Origin of the sequence: Campylobacter sp. CNRCH_2013_0898h (genome assembly GCF_025772965.1) — a bacterium.
Classification (GTDB): Bacteria; Campylobacterota; Campylobacteria; order Campylobacterales; family Campylobacteraceae; genus Campylobacter_D; species Campylobacter_D lari_D.
Window position 1 is genome coordinate 153465 of the sequence record NZ_JAKMTD010000003.1, and the last position, 19823, is coordinate 173287.

Annotated in this window: 20 protein-coding genes; 5 read left to right on the forward strand and 15 right to left on the reverse strand. The window is 29.2% G+C overall.

Annotated elements, in window-relative coordinates:
- Nucleotide 1: 1 nt before the first annotated feature.
- Genes L8X50_RS02770 through L8X50_RS02790 form a run of 5 tightly spaced genes read right to left on the reverse strand, consistent with a single transcriptional unit; the run spans nucleotide 2 to nucleotide 3864 of the window.
- Entirely contained in the window at nucleotides 2–628 is a 627-nt protein-coding gene (locus L8X50_RS02770) for an HAD family hydrolase (protein ID WP_263659848.1), read from the reverse strand.
- Nucleotides 625–957 (reverse strand): hypothetical protein, encoded by a 333-nt coding sequence (locus L8X50_RS02775; protein WP_258107332.1) that lies wholly within the window; start codon nucleotides 955–957, stop codon nucleotides 625–627. Before L8X50_RS02775 ends, L8X50_RS02770 begins: the two co-directional genes overlap by 4 nt.
- On the reverse strand, nucleotides 954–2579 hold the full coding sequence (locus L8X50_RS02780) for a cation:proton antiporter (RefSeq protein WP_263659849.1): 1626 nt from the start codon (nucleotides 2577–2579) through the stop codon (nucleotides 954–956). Before L8X50_RS02780 ends, L8X50_RS02775 begins: the two co-directional genes overlap by 4 nt.
- 25 nt (nucleotides 2580–2604) lie before the next feature.
- Complete coding sequence (locus L8X50_RS02785) at nucleotides 2605–2979, reverse strand: heat shock protein transcriptional repressor HspR (protein ID WP_039668403.1); 375 nt, start codon at nucleotides 2977–2979, stop codon at nucleotides 2605–2607.
- Between the two features lie 12 nt (nucleotides 2980–2991).
- Nucleotides 2992–3864 (reverse strand): J domain-containing protein, encoded by an 873-nt coding sequence (locus tag L8X50_RS02790; protein WP_263659850.1) that lies wholly within the window; start codon nucleotides 3862–3864, stop codon nucleotides 2992–2994.
- 152 nt (nucleotides 3865–4016) lie between these two features.
- Between L8X50_RS02790 and L8X50_RS02795 the strand changes: the two genes are divergently transcribed.
- The 5 genes from L8X50_RS02795 to tpx are packed head-to-tail and all read left to right on the forward strand — an operon-like array spanning nucleotide 4017 to nucleotide 9971.
- Nucleotides 4017–5432, forward strand: coding sequence for a DegQ family serine endoprotease (locus tag L8X50_RS02795; protein WP_133318880.1), 1416 nt, complete (start codon nucleotides 4017–4019; stop codon nucleotides 5430–5432).
- A gap of 12 nt (nucleotides 5433–5444) precedes the next feature.
- Nucleotides 5445–6119 carry a response regulator transcription factor gene (locus L8X50_RS02800; RefSeq protein WP_039626094.1) on the forward strand — a complete coding sequence of 225 codons (675 nt, stop codon included), beginning with the start codon at nucleotides 5445–5447 and terminating at the stop codon, nucleotides 6117–6119.
- Nucleotides 6116–7357, forward strand: coding sequence for an ArsS family sensor histidine kinase (locus tag L8X50_RS02805; RefSeq protein WP_263659851.1), 1242 nt, complete (start codon nucleotides 6116–6118; stop codon nucleotides 7355–7357). The genes L8X50_RS02800 and L8X50_RS02805 overlap by 4 nt, the downstream gene beginning before the upstream one ends.
- Before the next feature lie 7 nt (nucleotides 7358–7364).
- Entirely contained in the window at nucleotides 7365–9386 is a 2022-nt protein-coding gene (locus L8X50_RS02810; protein ID WP_263659852.1) for an ATP-dependent helicase, read from the forward strand.
- Nucleotides 9387–9446: 60 nt separating this feature from the next.
- Nucleotides 9447–9971, forward strand: a complete 525-nt coding sequence (gene tpx, locus L8X50_RS02815; RefSeq protein WP_263659853.1) for a thiol peroxidase — start codon at nucleotides 9447–9449, stop codon at nucleotides 9969–9971.
- Between the two features lie 58 nt (nucleotides 9972–10029).
- On the opposite strand, the gene msrA is transcribed toward tpx, so the two are convergent.
- The 10 genes from msrA to L8X50_RS02865 form a co-directional block, all read right to left on the reverse strand.
- Nucleotides 10030–10530, reverse strand: a complete 501-nt coding sequence (gene msrA, locus L8X50_RS02820) for a peptide-methionine (S)-S-oxide reductase MsrA (RefSeq protein WP_263660342.1) — start codon at nucleotides 10528–10530, stop codon at nucleotides 10030–10032.
- Nucleotides 10520–10885, reverse strand: coding sequence for a hydrogenase maturation nickel metallochaperone HypA (locus tag L8X50_RS02825; protein WP_263660343.1), 366 nt, complete (start codon nucleotides 10883–10885; stop codon nucleotides 10520–10522). Before L8X50_RS02825 ends, msrA begins: the two co-directional genes overlap by 11 nt.
- On the reverse strand, nucleotides 10885–11856 hold the full coding sequence (gene hypE / locus L8X50_RS02830; RefSeq protein WP_263660344.1) for a hydrogenase expression/formation protein HypE: 972 nt from the start codon (nucleotides 11854–11856) through the stop codon (nucleotides 10885–10887). Before hypE ends, L8X50_RS02825 begins: the two co-directional genes overlap by 1 nt.
- 1 nt (nucleotide 11857) lies before the next feature.
- Nucleotides 11858–12949: a hydrogenase formation protein HypD gene (hypD, locus tag L8X50_RS02835; RefSeq protein WP_263660345.1), complete on the reverse strand. Its 1092-nt coding sequence runs from the start codon at nucleotides 12947–12949 to the stop codon at nucleotides 11858–11860.
- Entirely contained in the window at nucleotides 12936–13217 is a 282-nt protein-coding gene (locus tag L8X50_RS02840) for a HypC/HybG/HupF family hydrogenase formation chaperone (protein WP_012661500.1), read from the reverse strand. The genes hypD and L8X50_RS02840 overlap by 14 nt, the downstream gene beginning before the upstream one ends.
- Nucleotides 13217–13951 carry a hydrogenase nickel incorporation protein HypB gene (gene hypB, locus L8X50_RS02845; RefSeq protein WP_263660346.1) on the reverse strand — a complete coding sequence of 245 codons (735 nt, stop codon included), beginning with the start codon at nucleotides 13949–13951 and terminating at the stop codon, nucleotides 13217–13219. Before hypB ends, L8X50_RS02840 begins: the two co-directional genes overlap by 1 nt.
- A 63-nt stretch (nucleotides 13952–14014) precedes the next feature.
- Complete coding sequence (gene hypF / locus L8X50_RS02850; RefSeq protein WP_263660347.1) at nucleotides 14015–16213, reverse strand: carbamoyltransferase HypF; 2199 nt, start codon at nucleotides 16211–16213, stop codon at nucleotides 14015–14017.
- Nucleotides 16194–17708, reverse strand: coding sequence for a hypothetical protein (locus L8X50_RS02855; RefSeq protein WP_263660348.1), 1515 nt, complete (start codon nucleotides 17706–17708; stop codon nucleotides 16194–16196). Before L8X50_RS02855 ends, hypF begins: the two co-directional genes overlap by 20 nt.
- A gap of 76 nt (nucleotides 17709–17784) precedes the next feature.
- Nucleotides 17785–18450, reverse strand: coding sequence for a M48 family metallopeptidase (locus L8X50_RS02860; RefSeq protein ID WP_263660349.1), 666 nt, complete (start codon nucleotides 18448–18450; stop codon nucleotides 17785–17787).
- Nucleotides 18426–19742 carry an MATE family efflux transporter gene (locus tag L8X50_RS02865; protein WP_263659861.1) on the reverse strand — a complete coding sequence of 439 codons (1317 nt, stop codon included), beginning with the start codon at nucleotides 19740–19742 and terminating at the stop codon, nucleotides 18426–18428. Before L8X50_RS02865 ends, L8X50_RS02860 begins: the two co-directional genes overlap by 25 nt.
- Nucleotides 19743–19823 lie beyond the last annotated feature (81 nt).

Consider the following 19823-nt stretch of genomic DNA (forward strand, 5'->3'; position numbering starts at 1 on the left):
TTTATCCTTTTATGTAAGTTTGAATTTTTTCTATTAAAGTAGTTTTATCGTTAGCTTCATCTAAGTCTTTAATTTCTTTTTGCCAAGAAATATGTATATAATCCATCTTAGCATTTTTAGCACAAAGTCTGTCTTTTAAGCTATCGCCTATGAAAATACTTTTTTCATATTTTGCTTCATCTGCGATTAATCTTAGCATCATAGGATCAGGCTTAGCTTCTATACCATAACTAACACCTAGTATTTTATCAAAATATGAAAGAATGTTTTGTTTTTTTAAAATAGGTACCAAGCTTTCTTGAGGTGCATTTGTGGCTATAGCTAAATAGCAATCATTTTTTTTACAAAATTCCAAAACCTCAAGCACACCATCAAAAAGCACCACGCTTTGATCATAATGCTTAATAAAATACTTCTCATAACCTTCTTTAAAGCTAGTATGTGAGTAAGTATCAACCCCGTAAAAAATCTTAGCATAATTTTGCCCAGGAGTATTGATAGTATCTAAAATAAACTCTCTTTTTAAAGGTTCTAAATTTAAATCCGCTCTTATTTCATTTACCGCACATACTATAGCATTAGCACTATCTATAAGCGTGCCATCCATATCAAAAATTACATTTATCAATATTCATCCTTAAATTTAATTTTATGTTTGTCTTTTTTATAACTTTGATTATTTTTTAGCTTATATAAGGCATTGGCTTTTGAAGCTAAGGTTTTTTGGTCTAAACTTTCATCTAAACACTCATTTACAAAAATCTCCAAAGCCTTAGTATAAGTAGAATCTAAAAACACTGCTTGAATTTTCTCAAAGATTTTAGCATTTTTTTGCATTCTTTCCCTAAAAAGAGTTAAATCAAAATCTTCTCTTTTTAAAGCACTCACAGCAGAATTAGTAAATTTTTCTAAAGCTCTTACATATTTTACCCTTAAAGCTTTTTCATCATTTTTCATTCTGCTGCACTTGTATTGATTCTACATTGTAATGCTTCTTGTACTAAATTTCTTGCTATTGAAGCTTCAGCATCTACAATGTGTAAATGTTTATCAGTATGTGGGAAAATGATCTTAGCACCTGTACCACTTGTTTTTAAAACCGTTTGTATGGGTTTGTTAAAGCTAGAAAGCACTTGATAGAGCATATCAAGCTTAGCTTCATTACTTATAGTTATAATAGCAACTGAGCATTCTTCTATATTTGCTACTTTTAATGTTTCTACTTGGGCTACATTTGCAAAAAAGATATTTTCATTTCTACTGCGGCCAAGTTCAACTAAATTTAAATCACTTTCTAAAATCAAATATGGGATACCTGTTTTTTTGATCTTTTGCACCACTTCTTGACCTAATCTTGTATAACCAAAAATGATAAAATGATCTTTCATTTTTTGATCACATAAATAAAATTTAGCCATATCATTTTGCTCACCTTCGGCTGCGTTGGCTATTTTTCTAAGATTATTTAAAATAAAAGGCGTTGCAACCATAGTGACGATAGAAACTATAATAAAAATTTGTGCTGTTTTTTCATCTATAAGTGAATTTACTTGCATTAGCGAAAATACTGCTAGCGCAAATTCTCCAATTTGAGAAATACTCAAAGCAGTTTTTAACGCTACTCTTTTTCTTGTATAAAGGATTAAAAGACCGTAGATTACTACAAATTTTATCAATAAAACCAAGCTTACAAAAACAAAAATCAAAAACCAATTTTCAAAAACTATATGAAAATCAATTTGCAAACCAACACTGATAAAGAAAAATCCTAAAAGCAAATCTCTAAAAGGAACCAAATCTGCTTCTATTTTATGTTTATATTTAGTTTCAGCTATCAAAGCTCCAGCTATGAATGCTCCAAGTGAGTATGAAAAGCCAAAAGAATGAGCCAAAAAACTTGCTCCTATTACAGTAAAAAGTATGGTAGCGATGAAAATTTCATTTGCATTAGTTTTAATGATGAATTTTAAAACATAAGTAAAAAGGTATTTGCCTATAAAATAAAGCAAAACAAGTAAAATTACAGCACTGACTAAAGTTGTAAGTAAAAGTTTTGAAATATCAGCATTTTGAGAACTAAATATATCAATCATTAATAGCAGTGGTATCACAGCAATATCTTGAAAAAGTAAAATTCCTAAAGCTTTTCTGCCGTATTCTTCGTTGATATCGCCATTATCATTAAGTATTTTTAAAACTATAGCAGTGGAAGATAAGGCTAGAGCAAAACCTGCTATCATTGCGATATGGCTTGCTATACCTAAAATATAAGTTACAAGTAAAGTACAAACCAAACCACAAGTTAGCATTTGCAAACTTCCATTTAAAAATACTTCTTTTTTCATTGCCAAAAGATGTTTAAATGAAAATTCAAGCCCTATGGTAAACATTAAAAAAACTATGCCAAATTCAGCTACATGTATAACAAATTCATTAGTGCTAAAACCATAAAATTCACGCACAAATAAACCTGTAGCTATATAACCTATAATAGTTGGAATACCAAATTTTTTAAGTATAACATTAAGTATGACAGCAACTGCTACTGCAGTTAAAAATAAAGTTATAAAAGCATCCACTCACCAACCTTTTGTAATGTTTTTATTATTTTATTTTTTCTAAAAAAATTAAATCAAAATTACTTCTATGTTTAACTACTGCTCTTGATTTTGAAGGATTATCTCTTCTATCAAGTTCTAATCTTAACTCTTCAATAGTGTTTTCAAACTCATCAATTTTTGTTTTTAGTTTTAAAATCACATCAACACCAGCTAAATTAACCCCAAGATCTCTTGTTAAGCGTAAAATCATTTTGATTCTATCTATATCTTTTTGAGAATAAAGTCTCATTTTACCATCGGTTCTACTTGGCTCAACTAAACCTTCTTTTTCGTATTGTCTTAGAGTTTGTGGGTGTATACTTAAAACTTTTGCAACAACACTTATAAGATACACCGGTTCATCATAACTATGCTCCATTACTTACTCCTTTCAAGGTAATTTTTCTTCTAAAATTTTTACAAATTCAGGATCAAGGCTATTAATATCAGGTATTTTTACATTCAAAATTAAATACATATCCCCATAAAGATCTGTTTTTCTATTTTGCACTCCATAGCCTTTAAGTCTAATTTTTTGATTGTTTTTAGAATTTGGCGGTATGGTAATTTTAACTTCTTTTCTTGGGGTATGCACACTGATTTTATCTCCAAAAAGCGCTGTTTTTAAGCTAATTTCAACCTTTTTGTACAAATCATCATCTTCTCTTTCATATTCATCGCTTTTTTCAAGTTCAACTTTTAAAATCAAATCCCCTCTTTGCCCTTGAAAGCTTTTTCCTTTACCTCGTATGCGTAGCTTTTCGCCATCTTTTATGCCATGTGGAATTTTGATTTTAACTTGCTCGTTATTTATATTTACCAAATGCTCACCACCTAAAATTCCTTTTTCAAAAGGAATTTTAACACTTGCTTGCAAGTCTAAATCTTCTTCAAATCCTCCAAATCCTCCAAAGCCACTTCTAAAATTATTACTAGAACTAAAACCGCCACTAAATCCTCCAAAGCCTCCGCCAAAAATATTTTTTAAAATATCATTGATGTCAGCTCCACCTGCATTTCTTGAAAAATCATGAAAACTTTGCCCACCAAACATAGAATCGCCATATCTATCATACTGAGCTCTTTTTTTCTCATCACTTAAAATTTCATAAGCGGCGTTAATTTCTTTGAATTTTTCCTCAGCACCATTTTCTTTGTTAATATCAGGATGATATTGTCTTGCTAATTTTCTATAAGCTTTTTTTATCTCATCTGCACTAGCGTTTTGCGAAACTCCTAGTGTTTCATATAAACTATTACTCATTTTTATTATTCCTTAATTTTTTATAAGATTATATCAAAAACTTTAGTCTTAGTCAATCAACTTTTATAAGTTTTAAAACTAAAGGTTTTATTTACAATTGTGTAAAAATAAAATTTTATACTTGCATTAAATGATTTTACAAAGGATAAAACATGAAAAAAACTATGATTCTTTCTTTGGCATTGGCAACTAGTCTTTTTAGTGCTAGTATTGATTTTAAACAAGCAGATGATAATGTAAAAAGAACTTTACCAACTGATAATCAAAATACTATACTTTCTTATCATGATTCCATACAAAAAGTTAAAAATTCAGTTGTAAATATCTCAACTTCTAAAACTGTTCAAAGTAGTTCATTTGGAATTGATGATTTTTTCAATGACCCTTATTTTAGACAATTTTTTGGTTTTGATTTCCCACAAGCTCCAAAAAATAAAAAAAATAAAGAAGTTGTAAGTTCATTGGGTTCTGGTGTAATTATTTCAAGCGATGGTTATATTATAACAAATAATCATGTTATAGAAGATGCTGAAAAAATCACTGTAAATTTACCTGATTCTAGCACTGAATATAAAGCTAAATTAATCGGAGCTGATCCTAAAACAGATTTAGCAGTGATAAAAATAGAAGCAAAAAACTTACCCGCAGTAGTTTTTGCTGATTCAGATAAATTACTAGAAGGTGATGTAGTGTTTGCTTTGGGTAATCCTTTTGGTGTTGGAAGTAGTGTTACAAGTGGGATTATTTCGGCCTTAAATAAAAACAATATAGGTCTAAATCAATATGAAAATTTCATCCAAACTGATGCTTCTATTAATCCTGGAAATTCAGGCGGAGCTTTGGTAGATAGTAGAGGAGCTTTAGTTGGGATAAATTCAGCCATACTTTCAAGAAGTGGTGGAAATAATGGCATAGGTTTTGCAATCCCTTCTAATATGGCAAAATCTATTGCACAAAAACTTATTGAGCATGGAAAAATTGAAAGAGGATATTTAGGCGTAGTCATAGGAGCTTTAACTCAAGATATTAAAAAAGCCTATACTAATCAAGAAGGTGCTTTAATCACTGAAGTACAAAAAGATTCAGCAGCTTATAATGCAGGGTTAAAAAGAGGAGATTTGATTATAAAAGTAGATAAAACTGTGATTAAAAGCCCTATGGATTTAAAAAACTACATAGGAAGTATTGATCCAAAACAAGCAGTAGAAGTAACTTATGAAAGAGATAATAAAGTCAAAACAGCTAAATTTATGTTAAAAACAGATGAAAAGTCGCTACAATATGAAAAAGGTTATATTGATGGTCTAAAATTAGTGGAACTTGACTCTAAGAATAGACAGCAATACCGCATACCTGAAAGTATTAGTGGTATTTTAATTACCGAAGTTACTCCAAAATCAAAAGCTGAAAAAATAGGTTTTGAGCAAGGTGATATTATTATAGGTGTTGATCAGTATGAAATTTCAAATTTTAAAGAATTATCTAAGGCTTTAGAATTAAATAAAGGTAAAGAGTATGTTAAAATTTGGATTAATAGAGGCGGATTTGTAAGAGCTTTACTTTTTTAAGAAAGGAAAAAAATGACAAATATTTTAATGATAGAAGATGATTTAGAATTAGCAGAGATTATAGCTGAATATTTAGAGCAATTTGATATGAAAGTAGATATTGCTCATGAGCCTTATATAGGTCTTTCAAGACTTGCTTTAAATCCTTATGATTTAATCATTTTGGATTTAAGCTTACCTGGACTTGATGGACTTGAAGTATGCGAGGAAATTCGTAAAAAATATGATACACCTATTATCATTTCAAGTGCAAGGCATGATATTAGCGATAAGGTTGCAGCACTTGATTTGGGTGCAGATGATTATTTACCAAAACCATATAATCCTCAAGAACTTCAAGCAAGAATTAAAAGTCATTTAAGAAGAATTTCAAACACAAAAACTGCTCAAGCTCAAGTTAAAAAAGATCTTGTATATGATAAATATAAACATACTATCACTATGAAAGATCAAGAAATTAGCTTTACTAATGCTGAATTTGATATTTTGAGTTATTTAATTAAAAAAGAAGGTGGAGTGGTAAGCCGCGAAGAGCTTGTGTATAATTGTAGCTCTATTAGTGAAGATTCTAGTAATAAAAGTATAGATGTAATCATTAGTAGAATCAGACAAAAAATCGGAGATGATCCTAAAACTCCAAAATACATTCATTCAATCAGAGGTATAGGATATAAATTAACTCAATGAATAAATCATCAATTTTTTATACTATAACCTTTGTTTTTTTACTTGCAAGCGTTAGTGTAATTTTAGCTTTTTTATGGCTTATAAAATATGATCAACAAAATTACACTAATGAGCTTAATGCAAAATATTCTTTTATAGCTAATGCAAGATTATTATATTTTAATCATGTGATTAGTGAAAGAGAATTTTATGAGCAAACAAAAAATTACAAAATGATAGAATTAACAACTCCATCAGACATAAGACAAATCATCTATAAAGCTGAAACTATAGCACGGGCTCAAACTAGCACAGGTGTAGTTGAAATCATTACTTTAGAAGATAATGTGTATTTAAAAATCATTTTTGATGGTAAGCTTTATTTGTACAAAGATTTAGAATATCAAGGTTATCGTTATTTTGTGATTAAGCTTATTGCTAGTATAGTAGTAATGGTTTTATTGATTTTATATATTTTTATCATTAGAAAATTAAAACCACTTAGAGCTTTAAAAAGACAAATAGATAAATTTGGCGAAAACAAACTCAATGAAATTCAAAATGTCAGTAAAGGCAATGATGAAATTTCTCAAGTAGCAACAGCCTTTTATGAGTCTATTTTAAGAATTCAAAAACTAAATACTTCAAGGCAGTTTTTCTTAAGAAATATTATGCATGAGCTAAAAACCCCAATTACTAAAGGTTTAATTACTTTAGAAATGCTTGAAGATAGCAAATATAAAGAAAGATTAGTGGGTGCTTTTAATCGTTTAGAGATTTTGATTAATGAATTTGCAGCCATTGAGCAAATTACTTCGGGTGCTGGTTTGATTAATTTAAAAAAATACAATATCTTAGATCTTTTAGATGAAGCTAAAGATATAGCTATGAGTGATGATGAAAAGGTAAAAATTAGTATAAAAGAAAGTTTTAGTGTTAATGTAGATTTTAAACTTTTTACCACTGCAATGAAAAATATGATAGATAATGCGACAAAATACTCTGATGAAAATTGCGTTACTATAGAAATAACTAAAGATTATCTTTGCTTTAAAAACAAAGGAAAAGCCTTAGATAAAGACTTGAAATACTATACTCAAGCCTTTACGCAAGGCAAGAAAAATAAAGATAGTTTTGGACTTGGATTATACATTGTTAAGACTATTTTAGATTCTCATAAACTCACGCTTTATTATGAATATAAAGATGGTGTTAATCATTTTTATTTTAATGATATACAAAATATAATTTTAAACTAGGAAATTCATGCCCTTATCGCGTTTAAATGAAGAACAATATAAAGCCGCTAGTGCTCCTTTTGGACATAATCTAATTATAGCAAGTGCAGGCACGGGTAAAACTTCAACTATAGTTGCAAGAATAGCTTTTTTACTTCAAAATGGTATAAAGCCTGAAAAAATTATGCTTCTAACCTTTACAAACAAAGCTAGTAAAGAGATGATTGAAAGACTTAGTAAGTATTTTGATAAAAGCATTACTTCAAAAATCACAGCAGGAACTTTTCATAGTACTGCTTATTCTCTACTTAAAGAGTTAAATCACGATATTATTTTAAAACCTGCGAGTGAGCTTAAAATTCTTTTGCGTTCTATTTTTGAAAAACGCACTTTTCATCATTTAAGCGATACTAAACCTTATATGCCAAGCTATTTGTATGATGTGTATTCTTTATTTCAAAATACTAATGCAAACTTAGATGAATTTTATAATTGGTTTTGTCAAAATTATGATGAACAAGCTGTTTATGCTGAAATTTATGAAGATATTTTAAAAGAATACGAAGAAGAAAAAATGCGTTTTAACTATGTGGATTTTAATGATTTATTGATCAAATTAAAACATGTTTTAGCTTCACATCATTTTGAATTTGATGAGATTTTAGTAGATGAATACCAAGATACTAACACCTTGCAAGGCTCGTTAATTGATGCTTTTAAAAGTAAAAGTTTGTTTTGTGTGGGTGATTATGATCAAAGTATTTATGCTTTTAATGGGGCTGATATTTCTATTATAGGAAGTTTTAAAGATAGATTTGTCGATGCAAATATTTTTACTTTAAATAAAAACTATCGTTCTAGTAAAAATATACTTGCGTTAGCTAATAAGGTTATTTTAAACAATGAAAGATTATATCCTAAAGAATTAATTGTAACTAGAGAAGGAGATTTTAAAGCGCCAAGTTTGCTAACTTTTAATGAATTATTTGATCAATACTCTACCATAGCAAAAATAATCTTACAAAGCGGGGTTAATCTTGATGAAATTGCTGTGATTTTTAGAAACAATTCTAGTGCAGATGGAGTAGAAGTAGCCTTAAGAGAACTTGGCATAGCAAGCAAAAGAAAAGGTGGAGGAAGTTTTTTTGAAAGCTTGGAAGTTAAAAACTTTTGCTCTATGCTTGCAATCGTGCTTAATCCAAAAGATATCATGGCTTTTATACATTTACTTGAATACACCAAAGGAGTTGGTGGGGTTTTGGCAAAAGATATTTTTGATGCTTTATTAAAATTAGGACATTCTAGTTTAATTAAAGGCTTTTTAAATCCTGATAGTAGCGTAAATTTAAAAAAATACAAAAAACAAAGTTACCAACTAGGACTTTTTGATGATATTGAGGAGCTAGCCTCGCCTTCAAGATTTAACTTAGAAAGCGAATTTAACACCCACCCTATTTTAAGCTTACCCAAAATCAACGAGCTTTGTGCAAAAAATCTTGAAAAAATTTATCTTTTTATTAAAAAAGCAAGTGAGTGTAAAATCTCAACCCAGCTTGTAGATTTGATTTTAGAAAATGATTATTTTAAAGAAATTTGTGATATTTTGGCAACTAAAAGAGCGACTAATAAAAATTCCAATGTTGATTTAAATAAAAAAAATGAAATTTTAGAAAAAATCAACGCGAAAATGTTTGTATTAAAAGAACTTGCTAAAAATTATAGTGATAATTATAAATACTATAACTTTCTTACTCTTGGTGCTAGTGAAATGAGTAGTGGTAGTGGGGTTAATCTTTTAAGTATACATGCAAGTAAGGGGCTTGAGTTTGAACTTGTATTTATAATTGATCTTGCACAAGGAAGATTTCCCAACCAAAAACTCATGAGCATGGGCGGAAGTTTAGAAGAAGAAAGAAGGCTTTTTTATGTAGCTGTAACTAGAGCTAAAGATACTTTATACTTAAGCTATGCAAAATATGATAAGATTAAAAAAAGCAATTATCAACCCTCGTGTTTTCTAATCGAAGCAGGTATGTGCAAAGAAGAATAAAAATAAGACTTTATTAATCTTTTTATATTATGATTAATAAAAATCATTCAAGGAGAAAAAATGAATAGTGTATTATTCAAAGGAAATAAAGTAAATTTAAAAGGAAACAACATCCAAATTGGCGACATGGCTCCAAATATCACTTTAAAAGCCAAAGATCTTTCAGGTGTTGAAATTGCTCCAAAAGGTAAAACTCAAATTATTATCAGCGTACCAAGCCTTGATACTCCAGTATGTGCAACTGAAGCTAGAGAATTTAATAAAAAAGCAGCAGCAAGTGGTGTAGAAGTAATCGTAGTTAGTATGGACTTACCATTTGCTATGGGTCGTTTTTGCTCAACTGAAGGTATAGATAATTTAACTGTTGCGAGTGATTTTGTTTCTAAAGAATTTGGTGAAAAATATGGTGTTTTAATGGCTGATGGTCCACTTGAGGGAATTTTAGCTAGAGCAGTGTTTGTAATTAAAGATGGTGTAGTTGCTTATAAAGAATTAGTAAATGAAGTAACAGAACTTCCTAATATGCAAGCTTTAGAAAATTTCTTTAGTCAAAGTTGTGGATGTGGTGGTTGTGGTTGCCACTAAATTTTAAAAGCCTGCAAAAGGCTTTTAAATCTAACTGCAAAAATACTTAAAAACAATATTAGCAATTAACCTTTTCTAATTTTGGAGCAATAACAAATCTACAATAAGCTTGGCTAGGATTATTTTTAAAATATTTTTGATGATAGTTTTCAGCCTTATAAAATTTTTCTAGTTTTAAAACTTGTGTAACTATGTCTTTAGTGTAATATTTTTGTGCTTTTTGTAAAAAATTGCTAATAATTTTTAACTCCTCATTAGTTTGATAAAAAATAACTGATCTATATTGTATCCCCTCATCAGCTCCTTGTTTATCTAAGCTTGTTGGATCGTGCATTTTGAGAAAAATTTCTAAGATTTTTTCTAATGAAATTTGTTTTTCATCATAAATTATCTTAGCTACTTCTATATTCCCATCACCATTTACCACGCTTTCATAACTTGGATTTGGCTTACCACCGCTATAACCTACTTCTGTATAAACTACGCCTTTGATTTCATCAAACACAGCTTGAGTACACCAAAAACAACCCGCACCTAAGATAATTTCCTTATTTGTCATTATTTTCCAAATCCTCATTTTCTTTTAAAACAAGTTGCATAAGATAAAGCTCTTCCCCATCTATGATTTTTAAATCTTTATCTTCGCATTTTGGGCACCAAAAGATATTATTTTTAAGCACTCCACTAAAATGACATTTTTGACACTCAACTACTACTTCTTGAATATGTATAATAAATTTAGCATTCTTACATAAGGGACTATTTTCTTTAAAAGTTTCAAAGCTTCTTTGCAAAAGTGGAGGTTCAACCCCACTTAAACGCCCTATTTTAACATGCACTTCTTCAATAACTTTTCCTTGGGCATATTCTTCACAAAGTTCTAGCAAAGATTCTGTAATACTTAACTCATGCATTAGCAAATTCTTGGTAAAAGCTCGCCTTTTGGAGCTTCTAAAATGCGTTTTGCTCCATAAGCATTTTCTAAAACCACTCTTGCTTTTTTATTAGTTGTGATTTCACCTATAATAGCTGCATTAGTATTAAATTGTTTTAAAATTTCTAATGCTTTTTGTTCATCTTTTTTATCTACACAAATAATAAAAGTTCCTTCATTTGCAAGCTCATAAGGCTCATACCCAAAAAGCTCACAAACCCCCAAAACTTCATCGCAAACTGGGATTTTTTCTTCAAATATTAAAAGCTCTAAATTACTTAATTTAGTCCATTCATTTAAAACTGCACTAAGCCCACCACGCGTAGCATCACGCATTGCTTTTATGGAAATATTTGCATTTAAAAGTGTTAAAACTTCATCTTTTAAGCTTTTACAATCACTTTGGATATTTGCCTCTAAATTATTTCTTTCAATCAAAACCGCACAACCATGAGCTCCAATATCCCTTGAAACTAAGATACTACAACCACTTTTTAAGTTTTTGGTATTGATTTTTTGTATATTTTTACCTATACATGAAGTATTAATGTATATTTCATCGCCTTTATTTTTAGGAACAACTTTAGTATCCCCACAAACTAACTTTACTCCCGCTTTATCGCATTCTTCTTTTATAGATTTTAGTATAATTTTTAACTTTTCTAGCTCAAAACCCTCTTCTAAAATTAAAGCTAATGATAAATATAGCGGTTTTGCTCCCACCATTAATACATCATTTACGCTACCGCAAACTGCTAATTTTCCTATATTTATATCTTTTAAAAAGATAGGATTTAATACAAAAGAATCAGTACTAAAAGCCAAATCATCTAAAATTGCAGCATCATTTGCCTCTTTTAAAACATCATTTTCAAAAATAGAAAAAATTTCACTTATCAAAGCATTCATTTCTTCGCCACCGCCACCATGGGCTAAAGTAATTTGCTTCATTTTATGCCTTATCTTGATAGTATTTATAATAAGCTGCGCAAGCTCCTTCACTAGAAACCATACAGCTACCTATGGGATTTTTTGGAGTGCAAGCTTTTGCAAACACCTTACAATCGTAAGGCTTAGCTAAGCCTCTTAAAATTTGACCACAAATACAAGCCTTGCTTTCGTTTTTACTTTGTACTTTACAATCAAACACTTTGCTAGCATCTAAGTGTGCAAATTCATCTTTTAGACAAAGTCCGCCATTTACAATCACTCCAAGACCTCTAAATTCAAAATCACAAGGTTTAAAGTATTTTTCCACTAAAGCCTTAGCTTTTAAATTTCCTTCTTTGCTAACTACTCTGTGATATTCATTATAAACTTCAAAAGTATTTGCATTCATTTGCTCTACTATATTTAACACACTAAGCATTATATCAACTGGCTCAAAACCACTCACTGCTATAGGAGTTTTGTATTTTTTAGCAATAGGTTCATAAATGCTTGATCCTGTGATAACGCTTACATGGGAAGGTCCTAAAAAGGCGTCAATTTTTACATTTTCATCTTGCATGATAGCTTCTACCGCGGGTGGAACCAACACATGATTAATATGAAAAAATAAATTTTTTAAATTTAAAGCTATACCTTTTTCTATAATCACCCCACTCATAGGTGTAGTTGTCTCAAAACCTATGGTAAAAAAGATTATATTTTTTTCAGGGTTTTTTAAAGCTATATCTATCACATCCAAAGGTGTATAAAGCGCTCTAATATCAGCTCCTTTAGCTCTAAGATCAATTAAGCTTTCATAACTTCCTGGCACTTTAAGCATATCGCCTAATACACAAAAGATAGTATTTGGCATACTTGCAAGCTTTAAAGCTACATCAATACGCTCTCTTGGCATAACACACACAGGACAGCCTGGGCCATGAACAAAATTAATTTCTTTTGGCAATAAATCAGGCAAACCAAATTTCATAATACTATGCGTATGTCCACCGCAAATTTCCATGATATTAATAGGCTTAGTAATTTTAGAAGCAATAAGTTCTTTTAGGGCTAAAATTCTTTCTTTATCTCTAAAATCATTAATTAAATCCATTTTTTAGCCCCATATCGCCTTCATTTTCATCGATTTGTCCATTTTGCATTTTCTCTGCTATATCAGCATAAATTTTTAAACTCTCTTGTGCAGCTTGAGTGTCGATTTTTTCCATAGCAAAACCCACATGTATAAGCACATAATCGCCTACTTTTAAAGGCTCGCTTATTAAATCCAAACTTACTCTTCTTTTAACCCCTAAAGTTTCTACTATGGCTGAATTTAGCTCATCAATTTCTAAAATTTTAGAAGGTATAGAAAGACACATTAGTTAAGCTCCTTTTTCATTTTTAGATAATTTATCCAAAGATCAAATCCTGTTTTTGTTTTACTATCTAAAATCATAATATCTATTTTAGGATTTAGCCTTTTAGCTGCCATAGAAGCTGCTTTGAAATCAAAGTCAAAATGTTGAGCCAAATCGGCTTTAGTAATGACTAATAAATCAGCCTTTCTAAACATCACTGGATATTTTTCCACCTTATCGCTACCTTCTGTTACTGAAAGTAAAACTACATTTAAATGTTCACCCAAATCATAACTTGCAGGACATACCAAATTTCCCACATTTTCAACAAAAACTATATCAAGTTTGCTAAGTTTAAAATGATGTAAAGCTTCATGCACCATAAAAGCATCTAAATGACAAGTTTGTCCTGTAGTAATTTGATGAGCTAAGCCTCCTGCTTTGATAATGCGATTTGCATCATTATTAGTTTCTAAATCTCCTTCAACCACAGCTATTTTTAAATCATCTTTTAAAGTTTTTATAGTTTCTTCTAAAAGCGTTGTTTTACCGCTTCCTGGGGAACTCATTAAATTAATACAAAGAGTATTATACTCATTAAAATGCTCTCTATTATGAGCTGCTTGATGATCATTTTTTGATAAAATTTTACTAATAACATTAATAGTTTTTTCATCTTTTAAAACTGGATTTTCATGATGGTGATCATGATGATGTTCATGTCCATTAATAGAACAACCGCAATCTTTACACATAATCTTTCCTTTATATTTTTATTTTATTGTATATAAAAAAGTATTAAAAAAATATGAGTTTTATTAAGTTTTTAAAGATAAATAATGCACAAGTTGCCCAAGTGCGATAGAACTATCATTGCAAGGAAATTGCAAAGAAGTTTTATAAGCAAAATTTTTTCGATCTAAAATTTCAAGCAAGGTTTTATTTTGAAATACCCCACCACATAAAAGCACTTCTTCTTTAAATTTTTTTGAATATTCTATAATTAAATTTGCAATGCCATTTAGCAAACCTGTGCTAATTTTAACTTTATCTTTATCTTCTAAAGCTTGCAAAAAAGCATTTTTAAAGCAAATTTCTTTTTCTTTGATGTCAAATTTGTAACTATAATCAAGATTTTTATCATAATATTTTTCCATCAAAAGTCCAATTTGCGCTTCATAATCAAGCTTTTGTATATCAAAAGCAAAAGCGCCAAAAGCATCAATAATCCTACCAAGAGAACTTGTATATAAAGAGCTTTGAGTGTGAATTTTTTTAAGATTGTTTAATTTTACTTGAGAAAATTTAGCTAAAAACTCGCTAGCTTTGCTTTCTAAATTAAAATCAAAAATTAAAGCTAAAGCTAAATTTGCGATATTTTTAATATCTGCATTAATTAGTTTGAAATTTTTAAAATGATTTAGCCTTTCATAGTTTTTTAAATTCGCTCTAAAAATCTCCCCACCCCAAATTTTTCCATCATCTCCATAACCTGTTCCATCAAAAACAAAGGCTAAAACATCATTTTTGTAAATTTTGTGTTCAAATAAACAAGCACACAAATGTGCATAGTGATGTTGCACGCGAAAATTTTTATAATCTTTAAATTCTTTTACATAGTTAAATTGTGGGTGTTTATCGCTTAAAATCTGATCAAAATTTAGTTTATAAGAGTTTTGAAAGAAAGTTAAAATTTTAAAAAATCTCTCTTGTATGTCTAAACTTTTCATATCGCCTATATAAGGAGAAATGAAAATTTGATTTTTAAAAAAACATGCAAATTCGTTTTTTAACTCACTTCCTAGAGCTAGAATATTTTCTTTTGTATTAAAAATATCTGCTGTATTGATATAAAGTGGGTTAAGACCCCTTGAAGTCCTTAAAAATATAATTTTTTCGCTAATAACTTGAGCAATACTATCATCGCTTGAATTGTGTATTGCTCTATCATAATCAAGATAAAAATCAAACACATCACTAAGTTGCTCTAAAAGTTTTGTTTCTTCATAAATAATGCTTTGTGAACTTAAATTAGCACTTGTTGCAATGATAGGTTTTTTAAAATGTTCAAAAAGCATTAAATGCGTTCCCATATAAGCTAACATAATACCTATTTTATTGGTATCTGGTGCTAAGCTTTTATGGATATTTTTGCTATTTAAAATAACTATGGGTTTTAAATTTGAAGTTAAAAGTTTTGCTTCAGCTTCATTAATAAAAGCTAATTCTTGAGCCATTTTAAGATCTTTTACCATGATAGCAAAAGGCTTTTTAGGGCGATTTTTGCGTATTCTAAGTTCATTTATAGCATTTTTATTTGTGCTATCACAAATTAAATGAAACCCACCCATACCTTTAAAAGCTATGATTTTACCTTCTTCTAAAAGCTTTGCAAGCAAGATAAAAGCTTTTTCATCTTTGGCTAAAATATTTTGATTTTTATCTTTTAAAAAAATAGTAATTTTACATTTTGGGCATGAGAGTGGTTGGGCATGAAAACGACGATTAGTAGGATCTTCATACTCGCTTTGACAAAAAGAACACATTTTAAACTCATCCATAGTCGTATTAACTCTATCATATGGGAGTTTTTTTATAATAGAAAATCTTGGTCCACAATTTGTACAAGTGATGAATGGATATTTAAATCGCGGATTTTTCTCATCGTAAAATTCATTATAGCAATCCTCACAAAGAGCAAAATCACTTAAAATCGGGCTAAATTTTTCACTATCTTGTGAAGTACTTATGATAAATTCATTATAAGTTTTTTGAAGTTTTTTATAAGAAAAATTAAAATCATCTATCCTAGCTAAAGGTGGTAAATTAGCAAAAAGTTTTTCTTTAAAAATTTTTAATTCATCATTGCTACACTCAAGGATTATAACAACACCTAAGCTATTATTATAAACTTCACCTTTTAAATTAAGCTCTTTAGCTATGTTAAAAACAAAAGGACGAAAGCCAACGCCTTGCACTAACCCTTTAATATGAATTTCATATCCAAAGTGGGACATCACTTAACTTAAAAAATGGTATGTGTTTAAATACATTTTTACTAAGGCTTTTATGCTCAAACAAGCTCCCACTAAGCACGGCACAATCAACTTGTTCTTTAGCCCTTAAATCATCAAATAAATCCCTTAAAAAATACGCCAAACTCTCAACAACACCTAAGGCTATGATTTGATTTTCTACTCCAGCAAGCTTAAAACTCATCACGCTTCTTAAGGTTTTAGTGTAATCAAATTCTTTTTGCTCATTAAGCTTAAAGTCTATCCTAACACCTTTTGCCATTTTACTCTCATCTGCTAAGGTCAAAAGTGCCAATGCTGCTTTTTTCTCGTCTTCATCAAGCTCTAAAATCATCCCTACCATGCCAAAAAGATTAAAAAAATTATTAGCCATATTTAGTTCTTTTCGCACAAGAATAAATTCTTTTTCGTAATTAGCTAATAATCTCTTAGCAACATCATCTTGACTTATAGTTTCATAAAACTCATCAAAGCTTTTTGGTAAGCAAAGTTTTAAAAGATTTAGCTCTTTATCAAGTAAGATAATATCATCATTTCTTTTGCTAAGTTCTAAAAGCAAAGGCTTTTTGTCTTTAAAATCAGACAATATACAAGAAATTCTTGCAAAATTTTTATCTTCTTTTTGAAAAATCAAATTTTTAAACTCGGGTAAAATATAATCATAACCCCTACAAACTACTAGTTCATTTTCGATTAAAGCTACTTCAAAATCATCTTCAAAATGTTCTAGCTTTTTAAAATTTAAAAACTTAATTCCTTCTTTTTCAAGTTCAAAACATAAAGCAAACAAGAAAAGATTATCATATATTTTGATTTTAAAATATTCATGATTTAATTGATGATTTTGTCTAAAAATAGCATTAAATTTAAGTTTCATTAGAGGCTTTTCAACCCCTGCTAAGATTTTAAATTGCTCGTTATTACAAGAAAAAAATGCATTGATATGTTTTGGGTCACAAGGTATTAAAAAATCATCCAATGCTTCATTAAAAATTTCAAAAGCATATATTCCTTTTGGACTTTTAAAATGCATTTTTTCTTTGTTTTTTAATTTTTCCAAGGCTTTTTTTAAATTATCGTAGAAATTTTCTTTAGTGATTTTTATAAATTCTTCTTCTATTTTAAATTCTTCTTCTACAAAAATACCCCATTCATTTTCTAAAAGCTCGCCATTAATATAAGCATTTGCATTGAGTCTTGTTAAAAAACTTCTTTGAGTAAAAGCTTTTTCTTTTTTTATAGGTGTAAAATCTTCTTCTATAACTTTTAAGTCAAATTTGTTTAAAAAAACACTATGGCTGATATTTTCTAAATTAGAACAAAAGGCTTGAATTTCATCTTTTTCGCCTTTAATCTTAATGATGATTTTTTCATCTTTTTGCTCATAATCATACACATAATCTTTAGCATAATAAGCTAACAAATACTCAAAAATATCATTTTTAGATTTATAATCAAAAGTAATTTCTAAAAGCAAGTTTAAAACCTTAAAATTAAATTTTTAAAAATATAAATATAACAATTTTAATTCTAAGGAAAGCTTAAAAATATACTTAAAAAATAAGACTTTTTAAAAAAACTTCTCTTGCTTTATAATCAGGCATAAATTTATATAAAAAATCATAAAATTCTTTTTGATGATGTGGGTAGATTAAATGTGTAAGTTCATGTAAAATCACATATTCTATAGCTTTTATAGGTTTTTGCATAAGTTTTAAATTTAAGTTTATGTATGCTTTTTGATGATTACAAGAACCCCATCTTGAAATCATTTCTTTAATGCAAATTCTTTGCACTTTTCTCTTGTGGACAAATTGCCATTTTTTTACAAAATACTCAAAAATCACCCTAGCACTACGCCTTAAGAAAAGATCTAAGGACTTTTGATTTTTTGCAAAAATTTTATCTTTTTTTATAAGAACTTTTTTATGATTTTCGTTAAAAACTAGCTTGTATTTTTTACCTAAAAAATACATTTCATCACTTGCTAAAACTACTCTTTTTAAAGAAAGTTCTTTTTCTTTGGCTCTAATCCAGCTTTCATTTTTTTCTAAAAATCTTAAAACATCTCTTTGCTCATAATATAGCGGTATGCTAAGCTTGAAAGTTAAATCCCTATCTACCCTAAGTCTTAAGTATTTAAGTTTTTTCTTTTCAAAAGCAAAACGAAATTCTTTAAATTCTAAAATTCCTTTTATACTAGTGCTTTGCCTTGCCATTTTTTACTTTTCCATCTATATGAATTTACTATACCGCGTAAAAACTCATCTGCACAAAAACCTATCCAAACTCCCAAAATTCCAAGTCCAGCATAAAAACAAAACACATAACCAACCGGTAAAGAAACTCCAAGCATAAACACCACTCCACTTAAAAATGGAAATCTCGCATCACCACTTGCTCTTAGTGAATTCACCATGACTATATTAAAAGTTCTTGAGATTTCTAAGAAAATTGAAAGAGTAAAAAGTGGTATCATAAGTTCTTTTAAACTCTCTTCAAGCTTTACTACATCCATGGTAAAATCTTGCAAAACATAATTAAGTAAAGCTACAAAAGCACTTGCTACCACGCTAAAATATAAAGCTATCCATGTATGTTTATAGGCCACATTTAAGTATTTTGCGCCGACTAATTTACCTATGATAATTTCATTGGCTACGCTTATAGCTTGCCCTACTAGCATGATGAGCAAAGAAATTTGAAAATAAATCGTTTGAACGCTTAAATTTTCTTTACCCAAACTTGCTACAAAAGCAAAAGCTATGGTGTATTGTATAAACCATATCAAATGCTCTCCTGCTGCAAAACCACCGATGTTAAAAATCTTTTTAAGCACAGCTTTTTCAAGACTTATCATCTCTTTAATTTTAAGATGAATTTTAAGTTTAAAACTAAGTATTGCTACAAGCATACCAAAGGCGACCAAACGCCCAAGTATATTACTAAGCCCTACTCCAAAAAGCTCTAGTTTGGTAAAATGTAATACATAAAAATTTCCTATAAATATCACAACATTCATCAATAAGGTAGTAAACATAACCCAATAAGCCATATTATACACCCTAATAATAGCAGCCAAAACTATACCCATGGCGTCAAAAAACAAGCAAATTCCAAGCATGTGTAAGTAAATCGCACTATCTTTTAAAAGCTCATTTGGAATTTGTAAAAGATAAAGCAAAAACTCTCCATGCCATAAAATCAAACTTCCGCACACAAAACCAAGCAAAGCATTTAAAAATAAACTTTGATGAATTGCCTTTCTTGCTAGAGTGTAATCTTTAGCCCCTAAAGCTTGAGCAATCACTACGCTACAACCCACACTTAAAAAACTAAAAATAATGATAAATAAATCTGCTACTTGATTACCCGCACCCATAGCTCCAACTAAAAAGTTAGAATATTGCGAAACCATAACGGTGTTGATAATCAAAGAAAAATATCTTAAAAACATTTCTAGCAATATAGGCATACTAAGATGTTTGAGTGAAAGTTGTTTGCTAGCCATAAATACTCTTTTTGATAATAATCTTTTGAAAGTAAAAAGTAATTTTACTTAAAAATTACTTTTTATAAGCTTTATAATATT